The 15,164-nt window shown below is 54.3% G+C and carries 11 protein-coding genes and 1 pseudogene; 6 read left to right on the plus strand and 6 right to left on the minus strand.

From position 1 onward, the window contains the following. Positions 1 to 3 precede the first annotated feature (3 nt). The 4 genes from E2H98_RS11865 (at position 4) to gcvP (ending at position 5,902) form a co-directional block, all read left to right on the plus strand. Positions 4 to 1,086, plus strand: coding sequence for a GGDEF domain-containing protein (locus tag E2H98_RS11865; protein WP_133593343.1), 1,083 nt, complete (start codon positions 4 to 6; stop codon positions 1,084 to 1,086). A gap of 126 nt (positions 1,087 to 1,212) precedes the next feature. After that, positions 1,213 to 2,295 (plus strand): glycine cleavage system aminomethyltransferase GcvT, encoded by a 1,083-nt coding sequence (gene gcvT, locus E2H98_RS11870; RefSeq protein WP_133593345.1) that lies wholly within the window; start codon positions 1,213 to 1,215, stop codon positions 2,293 to 2,295. 41 nt (positions 2,296 to 2,336) lie between these two features. Then, positions 2,337 to 2,729 (plus strand): glycine cleavage system protein GcvH, encoded by a 393-nt coding sequence (gene gcvH / locus E2H98_RS11875; RefSeq protein ID WP_133593347.1) that lies wholly within the window; start codon positions 2,337 to 2,339, stop codon positions 2,727 to 2,729. Positions 2,730 to 3,010: 281 nt separating this feature from the next. Next, entirely contained in the window at positions 3,011 to 5,902 is a 2,892-nt protein-coding gene (gcvP, locus tag E2H98_RS11880; protein ID WP_133593349.1) for an aminomethyl-transferring glycine dehydrogenase, read from the plus strand. A gap of 82 nt (positions 5,903 to 5,984) precedes the next feature. On the opposite strand, the gene E2H98_RS11885 is transcribed toward gcvP, so the two are convergent. Continuing rightward, on the minus strand, positions 5,985 to 6,371 hold the full coding sequence (locus E2H98_RS11885; RefSeq protein WP_133593351.1) for a hypothetical protein: 387 nt from the start codon (positions 6,369 to 6,371) through the stop codon (positions 5,985 to 5,987). Between the two features lie 285 nt (positions 6,372 to 6,656). On the opposite strand from E2H98_RS11885, the pseudogene E2H98_RS11890 reads away from it, so the two are divergent. Then, positions 6,657 to 7,875 (plus strand): annotated as a pseudogene (locus tag E2H98_RS11890) (IS256 family transposase). Between the two features lie 498 nt (positions 7,876 to 8,373). On the opposite strand, the gene pip reads toward E2H98_RS11890, so the two are convergent. The 5 genes from pip to typA all read right to left on the minus strand — a co-directional run bounded on the left by pip (position 8,374) and on the right by typA (position 12,798). Next, entirely contained in the window at positions 8,374 to 9,348 is a 975-nt protein-coding gene (gene pip, locus E2H98_RS11895) for a prolyl aminopeptidase (RefSeq protein ID WP_133589234.1), read from the minus strand. A gap of 114 nt (positions 9,349 to 9,462) precedes the next feature. Further along, positions 9,463 to 9,810 (minus strand): hypothetical protein, encoded by a 348-nt coding sequence (locus tag E2H98_RS11900; protein WP_133589232.1) that lies wholly within the window; start codon positions 9,808 to 9,810, stop codon positions 9,463 to 9,465. Continuing rightward, positions 9,811 to 10,125 carry a hypothetical protein gene (locus E2H98_RS11905; protein ID WP_133589230.1) on the minus strand — a complete coding sequence of 105 codons (315 nt, stop codon included), beginning with the start codon at positions 10,123 to 10,125 and terminating at the stop codon, positions 9,811 to 9,813. Positions 10,126 to 10,141: 16 nt separating this feature from the next. Further along, entirely contained in the window at positions 10,142 to 10,576 is a 435-nt protein-coding gene (locus E2H98_RS11910) for a DUF4399 domain-containing protein (RefSeq protein WP_133589228.1), read from the minus strand. A gap of 401 nt (positions 10,577 to 10,977) precedes the next feature. Further along, a complete protein-coding gene (gene typA, locus E2H98_RS11915) occupies positions 10,978 to 12,798 on the minus strand; it encodes a translational GTPase TypA (RefSeq protein WP_133589225.1) in 1,821 nt (606 codons plus the stop codon). A 234-nt stretch (positions 12,799 to 13,032) separates the two neighbouring features. On the opposite strand from typA, the gene E2H98_RS11920 reads away from it, so the two are divergent. After that, positions 13,033 to 15,162 (plus strand): S9 family peptidase, encoded by a 2,130-nt coding sequence (locus tag E2H98_RS11920; protein WP_157591367.1) that lies wholly within the window; start codon positions 13,033 to 13,035, stop codon positions 15,160 to 15,162. Positions 15,163 to 15,164: the final 2 nt, after the last annotated feature.

Raw genomic sequence — 15,164 nt, forward strand, 5'->3', positions numbered from 1 at the left:
TCTATGACGGCATCGAATGCTGCCAGCGCGAGCACTGATCGCCGCAGCCGGCCATCGCCAGCCATCCATTCTGATAACTACCGCATTTACCTGGTTGTGCGGCAAGGGGCCGGCATTGGCTTTCTCGCCCACTTGGCCTTTATCCCGTTGTTTAGTTTGTTAAAAATTTATCCCCTGGCCTTGTTTAACGTACTCAGCGTCTTGGCCTGGGGCTACGCCTATTGGGTCAACAACAACGCCCGCCATGGCCTTGCCATCCATGTCATCGGCATCGAGGTGGTGCTGCATGCGGCATTGGCGACCTGGTTGCTGGGCTGGGATGCGGGGTTCGGGCATTACCTGGTCACGCTGATCGTTTTCGCGATGTTTAACCATCAAATAGCCAATCGATGGGTGGTCGCTGAAGCATTATTCATCGTGTTTCTCTATGCCGGCATGTTCGCGCTGACCCATGGCAAGGCGATCTATTCGATGTCGCAGGCGACCATTCAAAGCCTCAACATGATCAATGCCGTGATTTCGTTCTCGACTCTGGCGCTGATCAGCTACTTCTTCCGTGAAGGCTCAATCTACAACGAACGCTCGATGGAGCGTCTGGCCAATACCGACCCGCTCACCCAACTACCCAATCGCCGATATCTTTGGAAGCAACTGGAGGCCGAGGTTCTGCGCACCACCGACGGTGGCGCACCGTTTGCGCTGGTGCTGGCCGATTTGGACGGATTCAAGCGCATCAATGACCAATACGGCCATGAAGTTGGTGACCAAGTGCTGACCGAGGTGGCGCGGCGGATGCGCTCCTGTTTGCGGGAGAATGATGTGGTTGGTCGCTGGGGTGGCGAGGAATTTCTGATTTTGATGCCGCAAATGTCAGCAAATGACGCGTTTCAGGCGGCCGAGCGAGTCCGGCGAGCGGTAGCGGAAAGCCCGATGGAAACCAGTGTCGGTGCGTTGTCGTTGACCATTTCGCTGGGCGTTGCCCACCATCGTCCAGGCATCGATCTGGGGGAAACCATCCATCGTGCTGACACGGCCATGTATCGCGCCAAAATGGGAGGTCGCAATCGGGTTGAACCGGAGCAGTGAGGCGACCACGCGGCATCAACCGGCCCTTGTACAATCTGAACGTGATCATCGATGTTTTGACGATGCCAGGCCGGGACCGGATCGGTATAATTCGCGCCTCCAAGAATCCCCCCAGGAATGCTCGCCATGGGCCAACGCACGCCGTTCTACGATATCCACGTCGCCGCAGGCGGCAAAATCGTCGATTTTGGTGGCTGGGATATGCCGCTGCACTACGGCTCTCAGCTCGAAGAGCACCATATCGTCCGTCAGGACGCCGGCATGTTCGATGTCTCGCACATGACCATCCTCGATGTCCGCGGGCCGGACGCCAAAGACTACTTGCGCCACCTGCTGGCCAATGACGTTGCCAAGCTGAAGGAGCCGGGCAAGGCGCTGTACAGCGGCATGCTCAATGAGCTCGGCGGCGTCGTCGACGACCTGATCGTCTACTATCGTAACGACGAGTATTACCGCGTCGTCGTCAACGCCTCGACCCGCGACAAAGACATCGCCTGGATGGAAAACCAGGCCCAGGGCTTTGCCGTATCGATTGAACACAATCGTGGCCTGGCCATGCTGGCCATTCAGGGCCCGAATGCCCGCAACAAGGTGCACCAGGTCAAGCCGCAGTTCGCTGCCGAAGCGGAAAAACTCGGCGTGTTCTATGGTGTAGAACTCGACGGCTGGTTTATCGCCCGCACCGGTTACACCGGTGAAGATGGCTATGAAATCATGATCCCGCTGCATGAAATCAAAAGCTTCTGGGATGGTTTGATCGCCGCCGGCGTGCGCCCCTGCGGCCTCGGTGCCCGCGACACGCTGCGTCTGGAAGCCGGCATGAATTTGTACGGCAGTGATATGGACGAATCGATAAGCCCCTTGGAAGCGAACATGGGCTGGACCATTGCCTGGGAACCGGCCGACCGCGATTTCGTTGGACGCAAGGCACTGGAAGTGGAAAAAGCCGAAGGCCCGAAACGCAAGCTGGTTGGCCTGGTGTTCACCGACAAAGGCATTCCACGTGCGCACATGAAAGTCGTCGTGCCCGGTGTCGGCGAAGGCGAAATCACCAGCGGCACCTTCTCGCCAACACTGCAACAAGGTATCGCCATGGCCCGCGTGCCGTGCGCGGTCGGCAGCGAAGTGCAGGTCGAGGTTCGTGGTAAATTATTGCCCGCCAAAGTGGTCAAAGTCGGTTTTGTCCGTAACGGCAAATCAGTGCTATAAAAGCGCACGTTTGCAGTGCAAAAACAGTAGAGGAAACGAGCATGTCAAATTACCCGAGCGAACTGCGCTACGCCAAATCCCACGAATGGTTGCGTGATGACGGCAATGGTCTGTACACCGTCGGCATCACCGAGCATGCCCAGGAACTGCTGGGTGATTTGGTTTACGTCGAGCTGCCGGAAGTCGGTGCCGAATTGAATGCCGGTGATAGCGCCGGTGTTGTTGAATCCGTGAAAGCCGCCTCCGATATTTATGCGCCGGTTTCCGGTGAAGTCGTTGCCGTCAACGAAACCCTGGCCGATGCGCCGGAGAAAGTGAACAAAGAGCCGTTCAAAGGTGGTTGGTTGTTCAAGATCAAAATCTCTGAAGAAGCCGAACTCGACGATCTGCTTGATGCCGACGGTTACGCCGAGCACGTTGATTCAGGTGAGTAAGGTTTGCCGCGATTGATTTAAAAAGCATGGAACGCTCCCAGAACCTTGGGAGCGTTTTGCTTTACCGATGTAGCGAAATTTGTCTGAGCTGTTTTCGAAAACGAAAACCATCCCTGATCCCAAGCTTCTCCCCGTGAAGGGAGAAGACGTTCCCCTCCCCCCTCGTGGAGGAGGGGTTAGGGGAGAGGGGGCCGCTGAACAAGCGTTGCATCGAAGCAATACCGATACGAACCCCGTATCAACAAAAGTCCCCCGTTGTTTTTGCCGTAAAGGTTAATGAAATGAGCCAGCCCAGTTTGACCCAGTTGGAAAAGCACGACGGTTTTGTCGCCCGTCATATCGGCCCGAGTGATCAAGAAATCTCCGCGATGTTGCAATCGCTCGGCGTTTCGACGCTGGAAGAGTTGACCACGCAAATCGTGCCGGAATCGATTCGCCTGCGTGAAGACTTGGCGCTGAAACCGGCGATGAGCGAACACGAAACGCTGCAATACCTGAAAAAACTGGCCGGCAAAAACAAAATCTACAAGAGCTTTATCGGTACCGGTTACTACGACACGATTACGCCGCCGGTGATTCTGCGCAACGTGCTGGAAAATCCTGGCTGGTACACCGCTTACACGCCATACCAACCGGAAATCGCGCAAGGCCGTTTGGAAACGCTGTTGAACTATCAACAGATGGTCGTGGATTTGACCGGTTTGGCCATTGCCAATGCCTCATTGCTTGACGAAGCGACCGCCGCCGCCGAAGCGATGGCCTTGGCCCGCCGCGGTTCAAAAAGCAAAAGCAATCTGTTCTTTATCGACGAAGACACCCATCCGCAAACGATCGACGTCACGCGCACCCGTGCCGACGCCTATGGTTTCGAAACGGTTGTTGGTCCAGTTACCGATGCATTGAAGCATGACTATTTCGGCGTACTGTTGTCGTACCCGTCTTCCAGTGGCCAGGTCAATGACTTGAGCGGTTTGATCGCCGCGCTACAAGAACGCAAAACGCTGGTGACGCTGGCGACCGATTTGCTGGCGCTGTGCGTACTGAAATCGCCGGGTGAGCTTGGCGCTGATATTGCCATCGGTTCCGCGCAGCGCTTCGGTGTGCCATTTGGTTTCGGCGGCCCGCACGCGGCATTCCTGGCCGCCAAAGACGAATTCAAACGCTCAATGCCGGGCCGCATCATCGGCGTCTCGGTCGACAAGCGTGGCAATAAAGCGCTGCGCATGGCGATGCAAACCCGCGAGCAACATATCCGTCGCGAAAAAGCCAACTCCAACATCTGTACCGCTCAAGTTTTGCTGTCGAACATGGCGGCGCTGTATGCGATGTATCACGGCCCGCAAGGCTTGAAAGATATTGCCACCCGTGTGCACCGTTTGATGGCGATTTTTGTTGCCGGCATGCGCGCCAAAGGCGCTCAAGTCGATACCAAAGCCTTCTTCGATACCGTCACCATTGATGTTGGTGCCGTACGCGAGCAAGTGTACATGCGTGCGCTATCGAACAAGATGAATCTGCGTCTGATTGGCGACAGCAAACTGTGCATTGCGTTTGATGAGAAAACCACGCGCGACGACGTCAAAGTACTGTGGGAAGTGTTCCTGCAAGACGAAGCCGAAGGCCTCAGCATTGAACAACTTGATGCGCTGTATGCCGCTGAAGATCTGCAAGACGTGCCAGACCAACTGCAACGCACCAGCGAATACCTGAGCCATCCGGTGTTCAACAAATACCACAGCGAAACCGACATGCTGCGCTATTTGAAAATGCTCGAGAACAAAGACTTCTCGTTGACCCACGGCATGATCCCGCTCGGTTCCTGCACGATGAAGCTGAACGCGACGACCGAAATGATGCCGGTGACCTGGCCGGAATTCGGCAACATCCATCCGTTTGCACCGCTGGTGCAAGCACAGGGTTACCTGGACATGATCCACGAGCTGGAACACCAGCTGAAAGCGATCACCGGTTTCGATGCCATCAGCATTCAGCCGAACTCAGGCGCCCAAGGTGAATACGCGGGCTTGCTGACCATTCGCAAATACCACGAATCGCGCGGCGAAGGTCATCGCACCATTTGCTTGATCCCGCAATCGGCGCACGGCACCAACCCGGCCTCGGCGCAAATGGCCAACTACCGCGTCGTCGTTACCGCCTGCGATAAAGAAGGCAATATCGATTTCGCTGATCTGGAAGCGAAAGTCAAAGAGCACGCCGATAACCTCGCTTGCTTGATGATGACCTATCCGTCGACGCACGGCGTTTACGAAGAAGGCGCGAAGAAAATTTGCGACTTGATCCACGCGCACGGTGGTCAGGTGTACATGGATGGTGCCAACCTGAACGCACAAGTCGGTTTGACGATGCCGGCGCGCATCGGTGCTGACGTATCGCACATGAACCTGCACAAAACTTTCTGTATTCCACACGGCGGCGGTGGCCCTGGCATGGGCCCGATCGGTGTTCGCGCCCATTTGGCGCCGTTCCTGCCGAACCACGCGGTCGTGCACTTGGAAGGTCCAAATCCGGGTAACGGCGCTGTCAGTGCCGCGCCTTGGGGCAGCGCTTCGATTCTGCCGATTTCCTGGTCGTATATCGCGATGATGGGCGGCGAAGGTTTGCGCCGCGCTACGCAAGTCGCGATCCTGAACGCCAACTACATGATGAAGCGCTTAAGCGAACATTACCCGGTGCTGTACACCGGCCGTAACGATCGCGTTGCGCACGAATGCATCATCGATATTCGCCCGATCAAGGAAGCCAGCGGCATCTCTGAAGAAGACATCGCCAAGCGTTTGATGGACTACGGCTTCCACGCGCCAACGATGAGCTTCCCGGTTGCCGGCACACTGATGATCGAGCCGACCGAAAGCGAATCGAAAGAAGAACTCGATCGTTTCTGCGACGCGATGATTGCGATCAAAAAAGAAATCGACAACGTGCAAAGCGGCAAATGGCCATTGGACAACAACCCGCTGGTCAACGCCCCGCACACACTGGCCGATATCACCGAAATGGACTGGAATCGTCCGTACTCACGTGAAGAAGCGGTGTTCCCAATGCCGGGTCAAAAAGCCAATAAATTCTGGCCGGCTGTCAACCGTATCGACAACGTCTACGGCGACCGCAACTTGTTCTGCGTCTGCCCACCGATGGAAGATTACGCAGCTTGATGCTGAAGTGAAGTAAATAAAAACGCCGCTTATTAGCGGCGTTTTTATTTACGGTGGCTGCATTGATCTAGCACATGTTGGACTATCCACTTTTAGTGGCGTCGTCTAGTGCTGTGTTGCAAAGATCTTTTAGAAACGCCGTAGGAAAGCGTATGTTTATACGCCCTTGCTCACTCGAAATTATTTGCTGGCTTTCGTGTTTTGGAACAATCCAGACAATATTTTCTAAAAAATAATCGCCTTTAATTGCATTAATAAATACAAAGTACAGTCGATAACTCAAATCTCGATTATGAAAGGCTTCCCAAACATTATTAAGAGCATCTAGTTCAATTTTTTCCTGAGCTATCCCAGGAGTGCTTATTAAGTGTAAGTTTGTATAGTTCTTTGCTCTGTCCAATACTGCAACCAAAGAGTTTGATTCCTGGGAAAAGTAACTAAGAATTTTATTGTCTAATTCTATGGACAATATATCTCCGGTTAGACTTAGATGAACATGAACTTTACAAAATATAAGCTCTGAAAGGTATTGAAACTTCTGGCTTTCGTAAATTATGCATTCATATGCAAACCCAAATGTTTCTGCGCTTTCTCTCTCTGGAGTTGAGAACTGAACATCTTTGGTGAGTTGGGCGAGTAGAGCTCCTAAAAAGAAGTCCTTGTCGGATGCACTTTTTATTTCGGATGGCTTAACTATGGGACCGTTTTGATTTTTGTGTAACTGGCTTCATCATATCCTCAATAGGAGAGCATTATGAAGCCAGAAAAACCTGTCAGCACCCATACCACACTTGATGAATTATTAGACAGTTGCAAATCAACCGAAGACTTCCAGGCACTAACCAAAGTGTTGTTCAAGCAGGTCGCGGAGCGGGCGCTGAAGGCCGAAATGGAACAGCATCTGGGTTATGACAAACACGCCGTCAAAGGTCGCAACTCCGGTAATTCACGTAACGGCCGATCGACCAAGCAAGTGCAAACCGAGCATGGCCCACTGGATATCGAAGTCCCACGTGACCGGAATGCCGAGTTTGAACCTCGGTTTATCGGCAAGCATCAACGACGCGTTGGCAGCATAACGGACGCCATCGTGCGACTCTACTCTTACGGCATGAGTCAGCGTGACATTCACGACTACCTGCAAGAAACCTACGGCAACGCGGTGTCACCGGCGCTGATAAGCCAGGTGACCGAACAGGTTATGGATGAAGTACAACAATGGCAGAAGCGACCACTCGATTCGACTTATGCGATTGTCTATCTCGATGCCTTGGTGACGAAGTCGCGGCAGGATGGCATGGTCGGCAATCGCTCCGTGTATGTAGCGCTGGGCATCAACATGCGCGGTGAGAAAGAGATTTTAGGGTTATGGTTGGCCAGCAGTGAAGGCGCCAAGTTCTGGTTAAGCGTTATCAATGAACTGAAAAATCGCGGCGTCAATGACGTATTGATTGCTGTGTCGATGGCCTTAAAGGCTTCTCGGAAGCGATTAATGCGGTCTACCCGCAGACCCATGTGCAGCAATGCATCGTCCATCAAGTGCGTCACTCGCTGCACTTCGTCCCTTGGAAAGAGCGTAAGGCCGTGGCGGCCGATTTACGGTTGATTTATCGAGCGGCAACGGAAAGCGAAGCACAGCGGGCGCTGGCTGAATTTGAACAGAACTGGGGCGGGAAGTATCCGCATATTGGGCCGAGCTGGCGTAACAACTGGACACGGTTGACGGTGTTCTTTGATTATCCCCGGAGATACGGAAAATCATCTACACGACCAACGCGATTGAATCACTCAACGCCAGCTTGCAGAAAGTGTTGAAGCCCAAGAAAGCCTTCCCGAATGACGAGGCAATCTTGAAGGTGTTGTACTTAACCTTGCATCGGATCGCGGAAAAGTGGACGATGCCGGTACACGATTGGAAAGCCGCACTGAATCAGTTGTTGATCGTGTTCGGCGAAGACCGCGTGAAGGTGTAAATCCGCCAGTTACACAAAATTCTGGACAGTCTCTTAACTATTGGGCCCTTTTCCCCCAGTACTCTCTGGCACTCTAGCCTTCCTGTTCCTTGGTATTGGGGTTCAGAGAAATTGATTTTGTGCGGAATTTTGCAAGACCATCGAAACGCTCTTGGCTTATCCGTAACAAGCCAGCCAATAATTGATAGTTGGATCGAAGTGTCTTCTGGCTCGGGTATGTTGGCAAGAATGTTTTCTAAATTCGCTTTGCTCAACTCTACGTGAGCGTTGTCTTTCAAGTATCGAAGGGCAATCTCCGCATATCTTAGCGAGCCGGTCCAAGCTACCGCCAAATTTTGGTTAATAATACAAACCTTTTTTCTAAGTCCTGCAACGCTACCGTCATCCCATGAAAGTAGAAAATCTCCAATTAAAGCTGGCGTGTCATGCAAACGAAATGCTGCGACAAGAGTCATTGAGTCTTTGGAAGCTTGTCATTGCCAAAGATAAGCATATTGCTTAATCCGCCGCATCCGGCAACGTCTTCGTCAACTGCCGATACATCTCCCGTCCTGCACGAATCAGCGCATCCACGGTTGGCGCTTCTGAAGCGACATGCCCGGCACCACGAATAATCTGTAATTCGCTACCCGGCCAACGCTTTTGCAATTCCCATGCTGCTGCAAGGGGGCTGACGATATCGTAACGGCCGTGCACCAGAATGCCGGGGATATCGCCGAGTTTTTCGGCGTTATCGAGCACTTCGTTGGGTTTCAGAAAATACTGATGCGTCACGTAATGATTGGCGATGCGGGCAACAGATAAAGCCCGGTGCGGGTCCATGTATTGCTCACGCATATGGTTGTTGTCGTTCAGTGAACGCATGCGAGCGGCAAATTGGCCCCAGGCACGGGCAGCGGCGAGCCGGGCGATTTCATCCTGACCTTGCAGGCGGCGATGGTAGGCGGCGATCACATCGTGGCGTTCATCTTCCGGAATATGGCGGGCAAATTCGGCATAGGCATCCGGGAAAATCTGTGCGGCGCCGCCACCGAAATACCAGTCGATATCGCATTGCCGGGCAAGGTAAACGCCGCGGGTGATGATGCCGGCGACCCGGTCCGGGTGACGCTGGGCGTAGAGCAGGGCCTGGGTGCTGCCGAATGAGCCGCCGAACAACACCATGTTTTCCAGTTTCAGGTGTTCGCGCAGCGCTTCGATATCGTTCAGCAAATCGGCCGTGGTGTTATTGGTGACCGAGGCATGTGGCGTCGAGCGGCCGGAGCCGCGCTGATCGAACAGGATGATGCGATAGTGACGTGGATCGAAGAAGCGGCGTTGCATCGGCTGACAGCCAGCGCCGGGACCGCCATGCAGTACGATGACCGGCAAGCCATGCGGATCGCCGCTTTGTTCGTAGAACAGGGTATGCCCATCACTGACCGGCAATCGTCCCTCATGATAAGGGCGGATTTCCGGGAACAGACTCAGCATGGTGCATCCTCCTGGCCAGAATGTGGGTTGTGCCACATCGCTGGTGTCTAAGCCTAGACAGAACTGGTGCGCGAATACGCGTAGATTAGCACATGCCAATCCCTGACTGCCCCTTTAGGGGCTTTTCTCGCCAGCCGTTTGCGCTGGCGTTTTTTCGCCTGTCGTTTCCTTCACTTCGCGAACGATGACGGTGCCTTTTGGCAGCGCTTTCGGCGTGATGCCCTTGGCCTGCTGGGCGGTCTGGTAAGCCTCCTGTACGCATTCTTCACCGCCGCCGGAGGCCTTGCACATTTCGTAGGCCTGATTGAGCTCTTCGAGCATCGTTGTTTGCGGCGGCGGCGGCGTGTAACCGAACAGCGCGCCGAGGATATTGACCGGGGTTTTTATCGCTTGTTTGGCGGTACATCCAGACAGCAAAACGGCGCTCAACATCAGCGCCGTCAGAGAGAATATTGAAGGCATTTATTCCTGCTTTTTTACCGTGACCGTCGGGTCATCCTTATCTTCGCGGATTATGACCACACCTTCCGGTAAAGGTTTCTCGGGCATGCCTTTGACCTTGCGCACCATCGCGTACGCTTCCTGCGCGCATTCATCGCCACCACCGGCGGCTTTGCAGCGATCATATTCCTTGGTCAGTTCCTGCAAAACCGTGGTTTGTTCCGGCGGCGGCATCGCGCCAAACAACATGCCGAGCACGTTGACGGTATTTTTCGCCCCTTCCTTGACGGTGCACGCCGTCAAACACAGTGCGCAGATCAGCAGTAGTTGGCGCATCGCGATTCCTTGTGGATTATTTAACGGTAATAGTAATTGGTTTTGAGTAAACCGGTGGTTGATGCGGGCGATGCAGATGATCGCCAAGCAGCAATTGCAGCGTGTGTTTGCCCGGCGACAACTGCAGCGTTACTTCGGTTTGGCCGCCACCAAAATGGCGGACATTGTCATTGGCGGGTAATGGCTGGCTCATGTCTTGCGGCAGCGGCGTGTTGATCAGTAAATGGTGGTGGCCGGTTTTCGCCGCTTCGATGCCGGCCGGCGCTACGCCCATGCCATGCAAGCCGAAACGCACCGTCACTGGATTGCTGACCGTGGCGCCGTCTTTCAGGTCGATGAAATAGAGCTTGGCCTCTTCCGGCGCCGTGGTGCGCGGCAGATCGGCGGCATGTAGCGGCGCGGCAATGGTGGTCAGCATCAGGGCTGCGAACAGTGGGCGGAATTTCATCATGGGCCTCCTGGCGGTGAGAAGTTTCAGAGAAAGGAACGGTACTGCTGTTCTGGTAGGGGAACATTAAAGCGCAGTTTGCTGAAGATTGCTTGTGAACTTGGTCCGATATGGGGCCTTTGAGGCGCCAGAGCGGGATCTCATTATCCTCATGTTTGTGCCGAATGAAATCAGCTTGTGCTCCCCCTCCTTAGCGAGGAGAGGCTAGGGGGGTATAGCGTTAACGTGCGATGTTTCGATGGGGATTCAGTGTTCGGGGGACCAGCCCCTGACCCCCTCCTGGGGCAGGAGGGGGAACGAGCGACTTTCCGTGTCTCGCCTCAATCGATAGCCACAGATTCTTTCCCAATTTGCCGACGATAAAAAAGGCGCTGTTAAGCGCCTTTTTTATCAATGCTGAAAACTTAGTCTTTCGCTGCGCGATCGGCACGCTTGCGTTCGTGTTCTTGCAGAAACTTCTTACGCACACGAATCGCTTTCGGCGTCACTTCAACCAACTCATCGTCCTCGATAAATTCCAGCGCTTGCTCCAGCGAGAATTTGATCGGCGGGGTCAGAATCAGCTTTTCGTCGGCGCCGGCCGAGCGAATGTTGGTCAGCTGTTTGCCCTTCATCGGGTTGACGACGAGGTCGGAATCACGTGAATGAATGCCGATAACCATGCCTTCATAGACTTCGGTGCCGTGCTCGATAAACAGGCGACCGCGCTCCTGCAGGTTGAACAGCGAGTAGGCGACAGCTTTACCCATTTCGTTGGCGATCATGACGCCGTTGACACGGGCAGCAATAGCGCCGGCAGCAGCCGGACCGTAGTGGCTGAATGAGTGGTAAATCAAACCGGTACCGCGAGTCGCGGTCATGAATTCGGTTTGGAAACCAATCAGACCACGCGCCGGAATGACGTAATCCAGACGCACGCGACCTTTACCATCCGGCACCATGTTTTCCAACTGGCCAGAACGGGTGCCGAGCTTTTCCATGACGCCGCCCTGATGCTCTTCTTCGACGTCGACGGTCAGGGTTTCGTAAGGTTCCTGGCGAACGCCATCGACCATTTTGAAAATCACTTCCGGACGCGACACGCCGAGCTCATAGCCTTCGCGACGCATGGTTTCAATCAGGATACCGAGGTGCAATTCACCGCGACCGGAGACGCGGAACTTATCCGGGTCATCGGTTTCTTCAACACGCAGTGCGACGTTGTGCACCAGCTCGCGTTGCAGACGATCACCAATCTGGCGCGAGGTGACGAACTTGCCATCTCGACCGGCGAATGGTGAGGTGTTGACCTGGAAGGTCATCGTCACGGTCGGCTCATCGACCGCCAGCGGTGGTAGAATTTCGACCGCGTCTTGGGCGCAAATGGTGTCGGAAATTTGTGGTGTTTCGATACCGGTGATGGCAACGATGTCGCCAGCGCGCGCTTCTTCCACTTCGGTGCGCTCCAGGCCCATATAGCCGAGCACTTGGCCGATTTTGGCGTTATAGGTTTTGCCATCACGGTTGATGACGGTGACCGGCATGTTGCGGCGAACTTTACCGCGGGTGATTTTGCCGACGGCAATCGCGCCTACATAGGAAGAGTAATCAAGCTGGGAAACTTGCATCTGCAGCGGGCCGTCAATATTGACGTCTGGCGGTGATACATGACGCAGGATGGTTTCGAACAGCGGCGTCATGTCGCCTTCGCGCACTTCCGCCTCTAAACCGGCGTAACCGCCCAAGGCCGAGGCGTAAACGACCGGGAAATCGAGTTGCTCGTCGGTGGCGCCGAGGCGGTCGAACAGATCAAATACCTGATCGATAACCCAGTGTGGGCGGGCACCTGGACGGTCGACTTTATTGACGACAACGATCGGCTTCAAGCCATGGCTGAAGGCTTTCTGGGTAACGAAACGGGTTTGTGGCATTGGGCCGTCGACGGCATCGACCAGCAGCAATACCGAATCGACCATCGACAGAATGCGCTCGACCTCACCGCCGAAATCGGCGTGTCCGGGGGTGTCGACGATGTTGATGCGGTAGTCTTTCCAGCGAATCGCGGTGTTCTTGGCCAGAATGGTAATACCGCGTTCTTTCTCCAGCGCATTGGAATCCATTACCCGTTCCTGTGGCTGGGCGCGGTCGCCGAGCGTGCCGGATTGTTGCAGGAGTTTGTCGACCAGGGTGGTTTTGCCATGGTCAACGTGGGCGATAATGGCGATGTTGCGGAGATTCTCGATCACGGTAAAAGGACTGCCAGGTTCAAAAGGGCCGGTATTCTACTCTTGTCGGAACGGCGGCGTCTGACATTTCGCATAAAAAATCAGCAGTTTTCCGAGAAATGAGGCTTGCTTTTCCCCGTTCTGGGTGCGTTCGTGCCGGAAATGCCGCCTCGCCGTTCGTCGACTGGACGCTGGCGCAGGCAATCGGGATACTGCCGGCAAGCACTTCGAACCTAGTCACTGCCCGCAATGCGAATGATGAAAGCACACGGAAAATCCGTTCGGCATTGGTTGTTGCTGTTATCAGTATTGCTGTTCACCGCTTGTCGAGAACCACCCGAACCGGTGGCCACACCGGCGCTGGAAGCCAATGTCGCGGCGGCCCCGACGGTCGGTGTGCCGCTTATCCCGCGTGCCGATTTGTTCGGCAACCCGGAAAAAGCGGCAGCCGATATTTCACCAGATGGCAACTGGCTGAGCTGGCTGGCGCCGCATCAGGGCGCGCTGAATATCTGGGTGGCGCCAATCGCTGATTTAAGTCTGGCCGAGCCGGTCACCGATGCCGGTGCTCATGGTGTCGATAGTTATGAATGGGCCGGCAACAGCAGCCATATCGTTTACTACCAGGATCGTAATGGCGTTGAGGATTTTCATTTATACAGTGTCAATGTGGTGACCAAAAAAGTCATCGACTTAACGCCGCAAGCAAACATCAGTGCATTCATTCAACACAACAGCCCGCAGTTTCCAGACCATCTGGTCATCGCCATCAATGATCGTGGCGATCGCTCTTTGCACGATTTGTATCTGGTGTCGGTACACGATGGCAGTCGGCAATTGCTGTATCAGAACGAACGATTCGCGCAACTGTACCTTGATGACAATTACCAACTGCATTTCGCCAGCGAAAATGAGGCCGATGGCGGATTTCGTATTTATCAGTTGAACGCCGACAAACAATGGCAACCGTTCAGCCATATTCCGATGCAAGACGCGTTGACCACCTGGATCCTGCGCATTGAGGATGGCGGCAAAGGCCTGCTCTGGGTGGATAGCCGCAATCGCGACAAGGCGGCGGTTTATCGGCAAGACGCCAAAACGGCGGAAATGAAACTGATTTTTGAAAGTGGCCGGGCCGATGTCGAATACATCGACTTGCATCCCATCACTCACGAGGTGCGCGCCGTTTCGGTCAATTATTTGCGCCGGCAATGGCATCTGCTTGACGAAAGTTTTCGCGCCGACTTCGACTACCTGTCGCGATTGCATGAAGGTGAGCTGCAATTGCTGAATACCAGTCGCGACGACAAGCGCTGGTTAGTCGCTTATCAGGATGACAATCATCCGTCGCGAACGTTTTTGTATGACCGCATCGGCAAGCTGGCGACGCGCTTGTTTATCACTCGTCCGGTGTTGGACGGCTTGCCACTGGCCAGCATGCAGGCACTGGAAATTGGCGCCCGCGACGGCATGACTTTGATCAGTTATTTGTCGCTGCCATTCGATGCCGATCCGGACAACGATGGCAAGCCAACCACGCCATTACCGATGGTGCTCATTGTTCACGGCGGCCCTTGGGATCGTGATTATTGGGGATTCAATCAAGAACATCAGTGGTTGGCTAATCGCGGCTACGCTGTGCTCAGCGTCAACTTTCGCGGCTCGACTGGTTTTGGCAAACAATTTGTCAATGCCGGCAATCAGGAATGGGGCGGAAAAATGCAAACGGATTTGCTTGATGCCGTGCAATGGGCAATCAAGAACGGCATAGCCGATGAGAGCAAAATCGCTATTTACGGCGGCAGTTATGGTGGCTATGCCACGTTGGTCGGTTTGACGCAAACACCCAATACCTTTGCTTGCGGTGTTGATATTGTTGGCCCTTCCGATCTGCAAACGATGATTCAGTATTTTCCGGCCTACTGGAAAAGCTTTCAGGAGCAATGGCTGCATCGGGTAGGCGATCCCTCAACGGAAACGGGTCGTGCGTTGCTGAAATCCCGTTCACCTTTGCATTTTGTTGAGCAAATCAAAAAACCGCTGTTGATCGCGCAAGGCCAGAATGATCCACGAGTCAGCGCTCGCGAGTCTGAGCAAATCGTCAATGCGATGCTGAACCGTAATATGCCAGTGACTTATCTGGTGTTTCCTGACGAAGGGCATGGCTTTTTGCGACCGGAAAATGATCGGGCGTTTTATGCGATCAGCGAGGAGTTTCTGGCCCGCTGTCTCGGTGGTCGCGTGCAAATGCCTGGTGGTGACTTACAAGGCAGCAGCGTGCAGATTCGGGTTGGTGAGCAATGGGTGCCGGCGAGTGCCGAAGCGATGCGGGCGCCAACCGAAGTGTTAAGCAAAACGCCACCGGAACAGGCGGCAGCACATTAGCC

The sequence above is a fragment of the Permianibacter aggregans genome, assembly GCF_009756665.1.
Lineage (GTDB): Bacteria > Pseudomonadota > Gammaproteobacteria > Enterobacterales > Permianibacteraceae > Permianibacter > Permianibacter aggregans.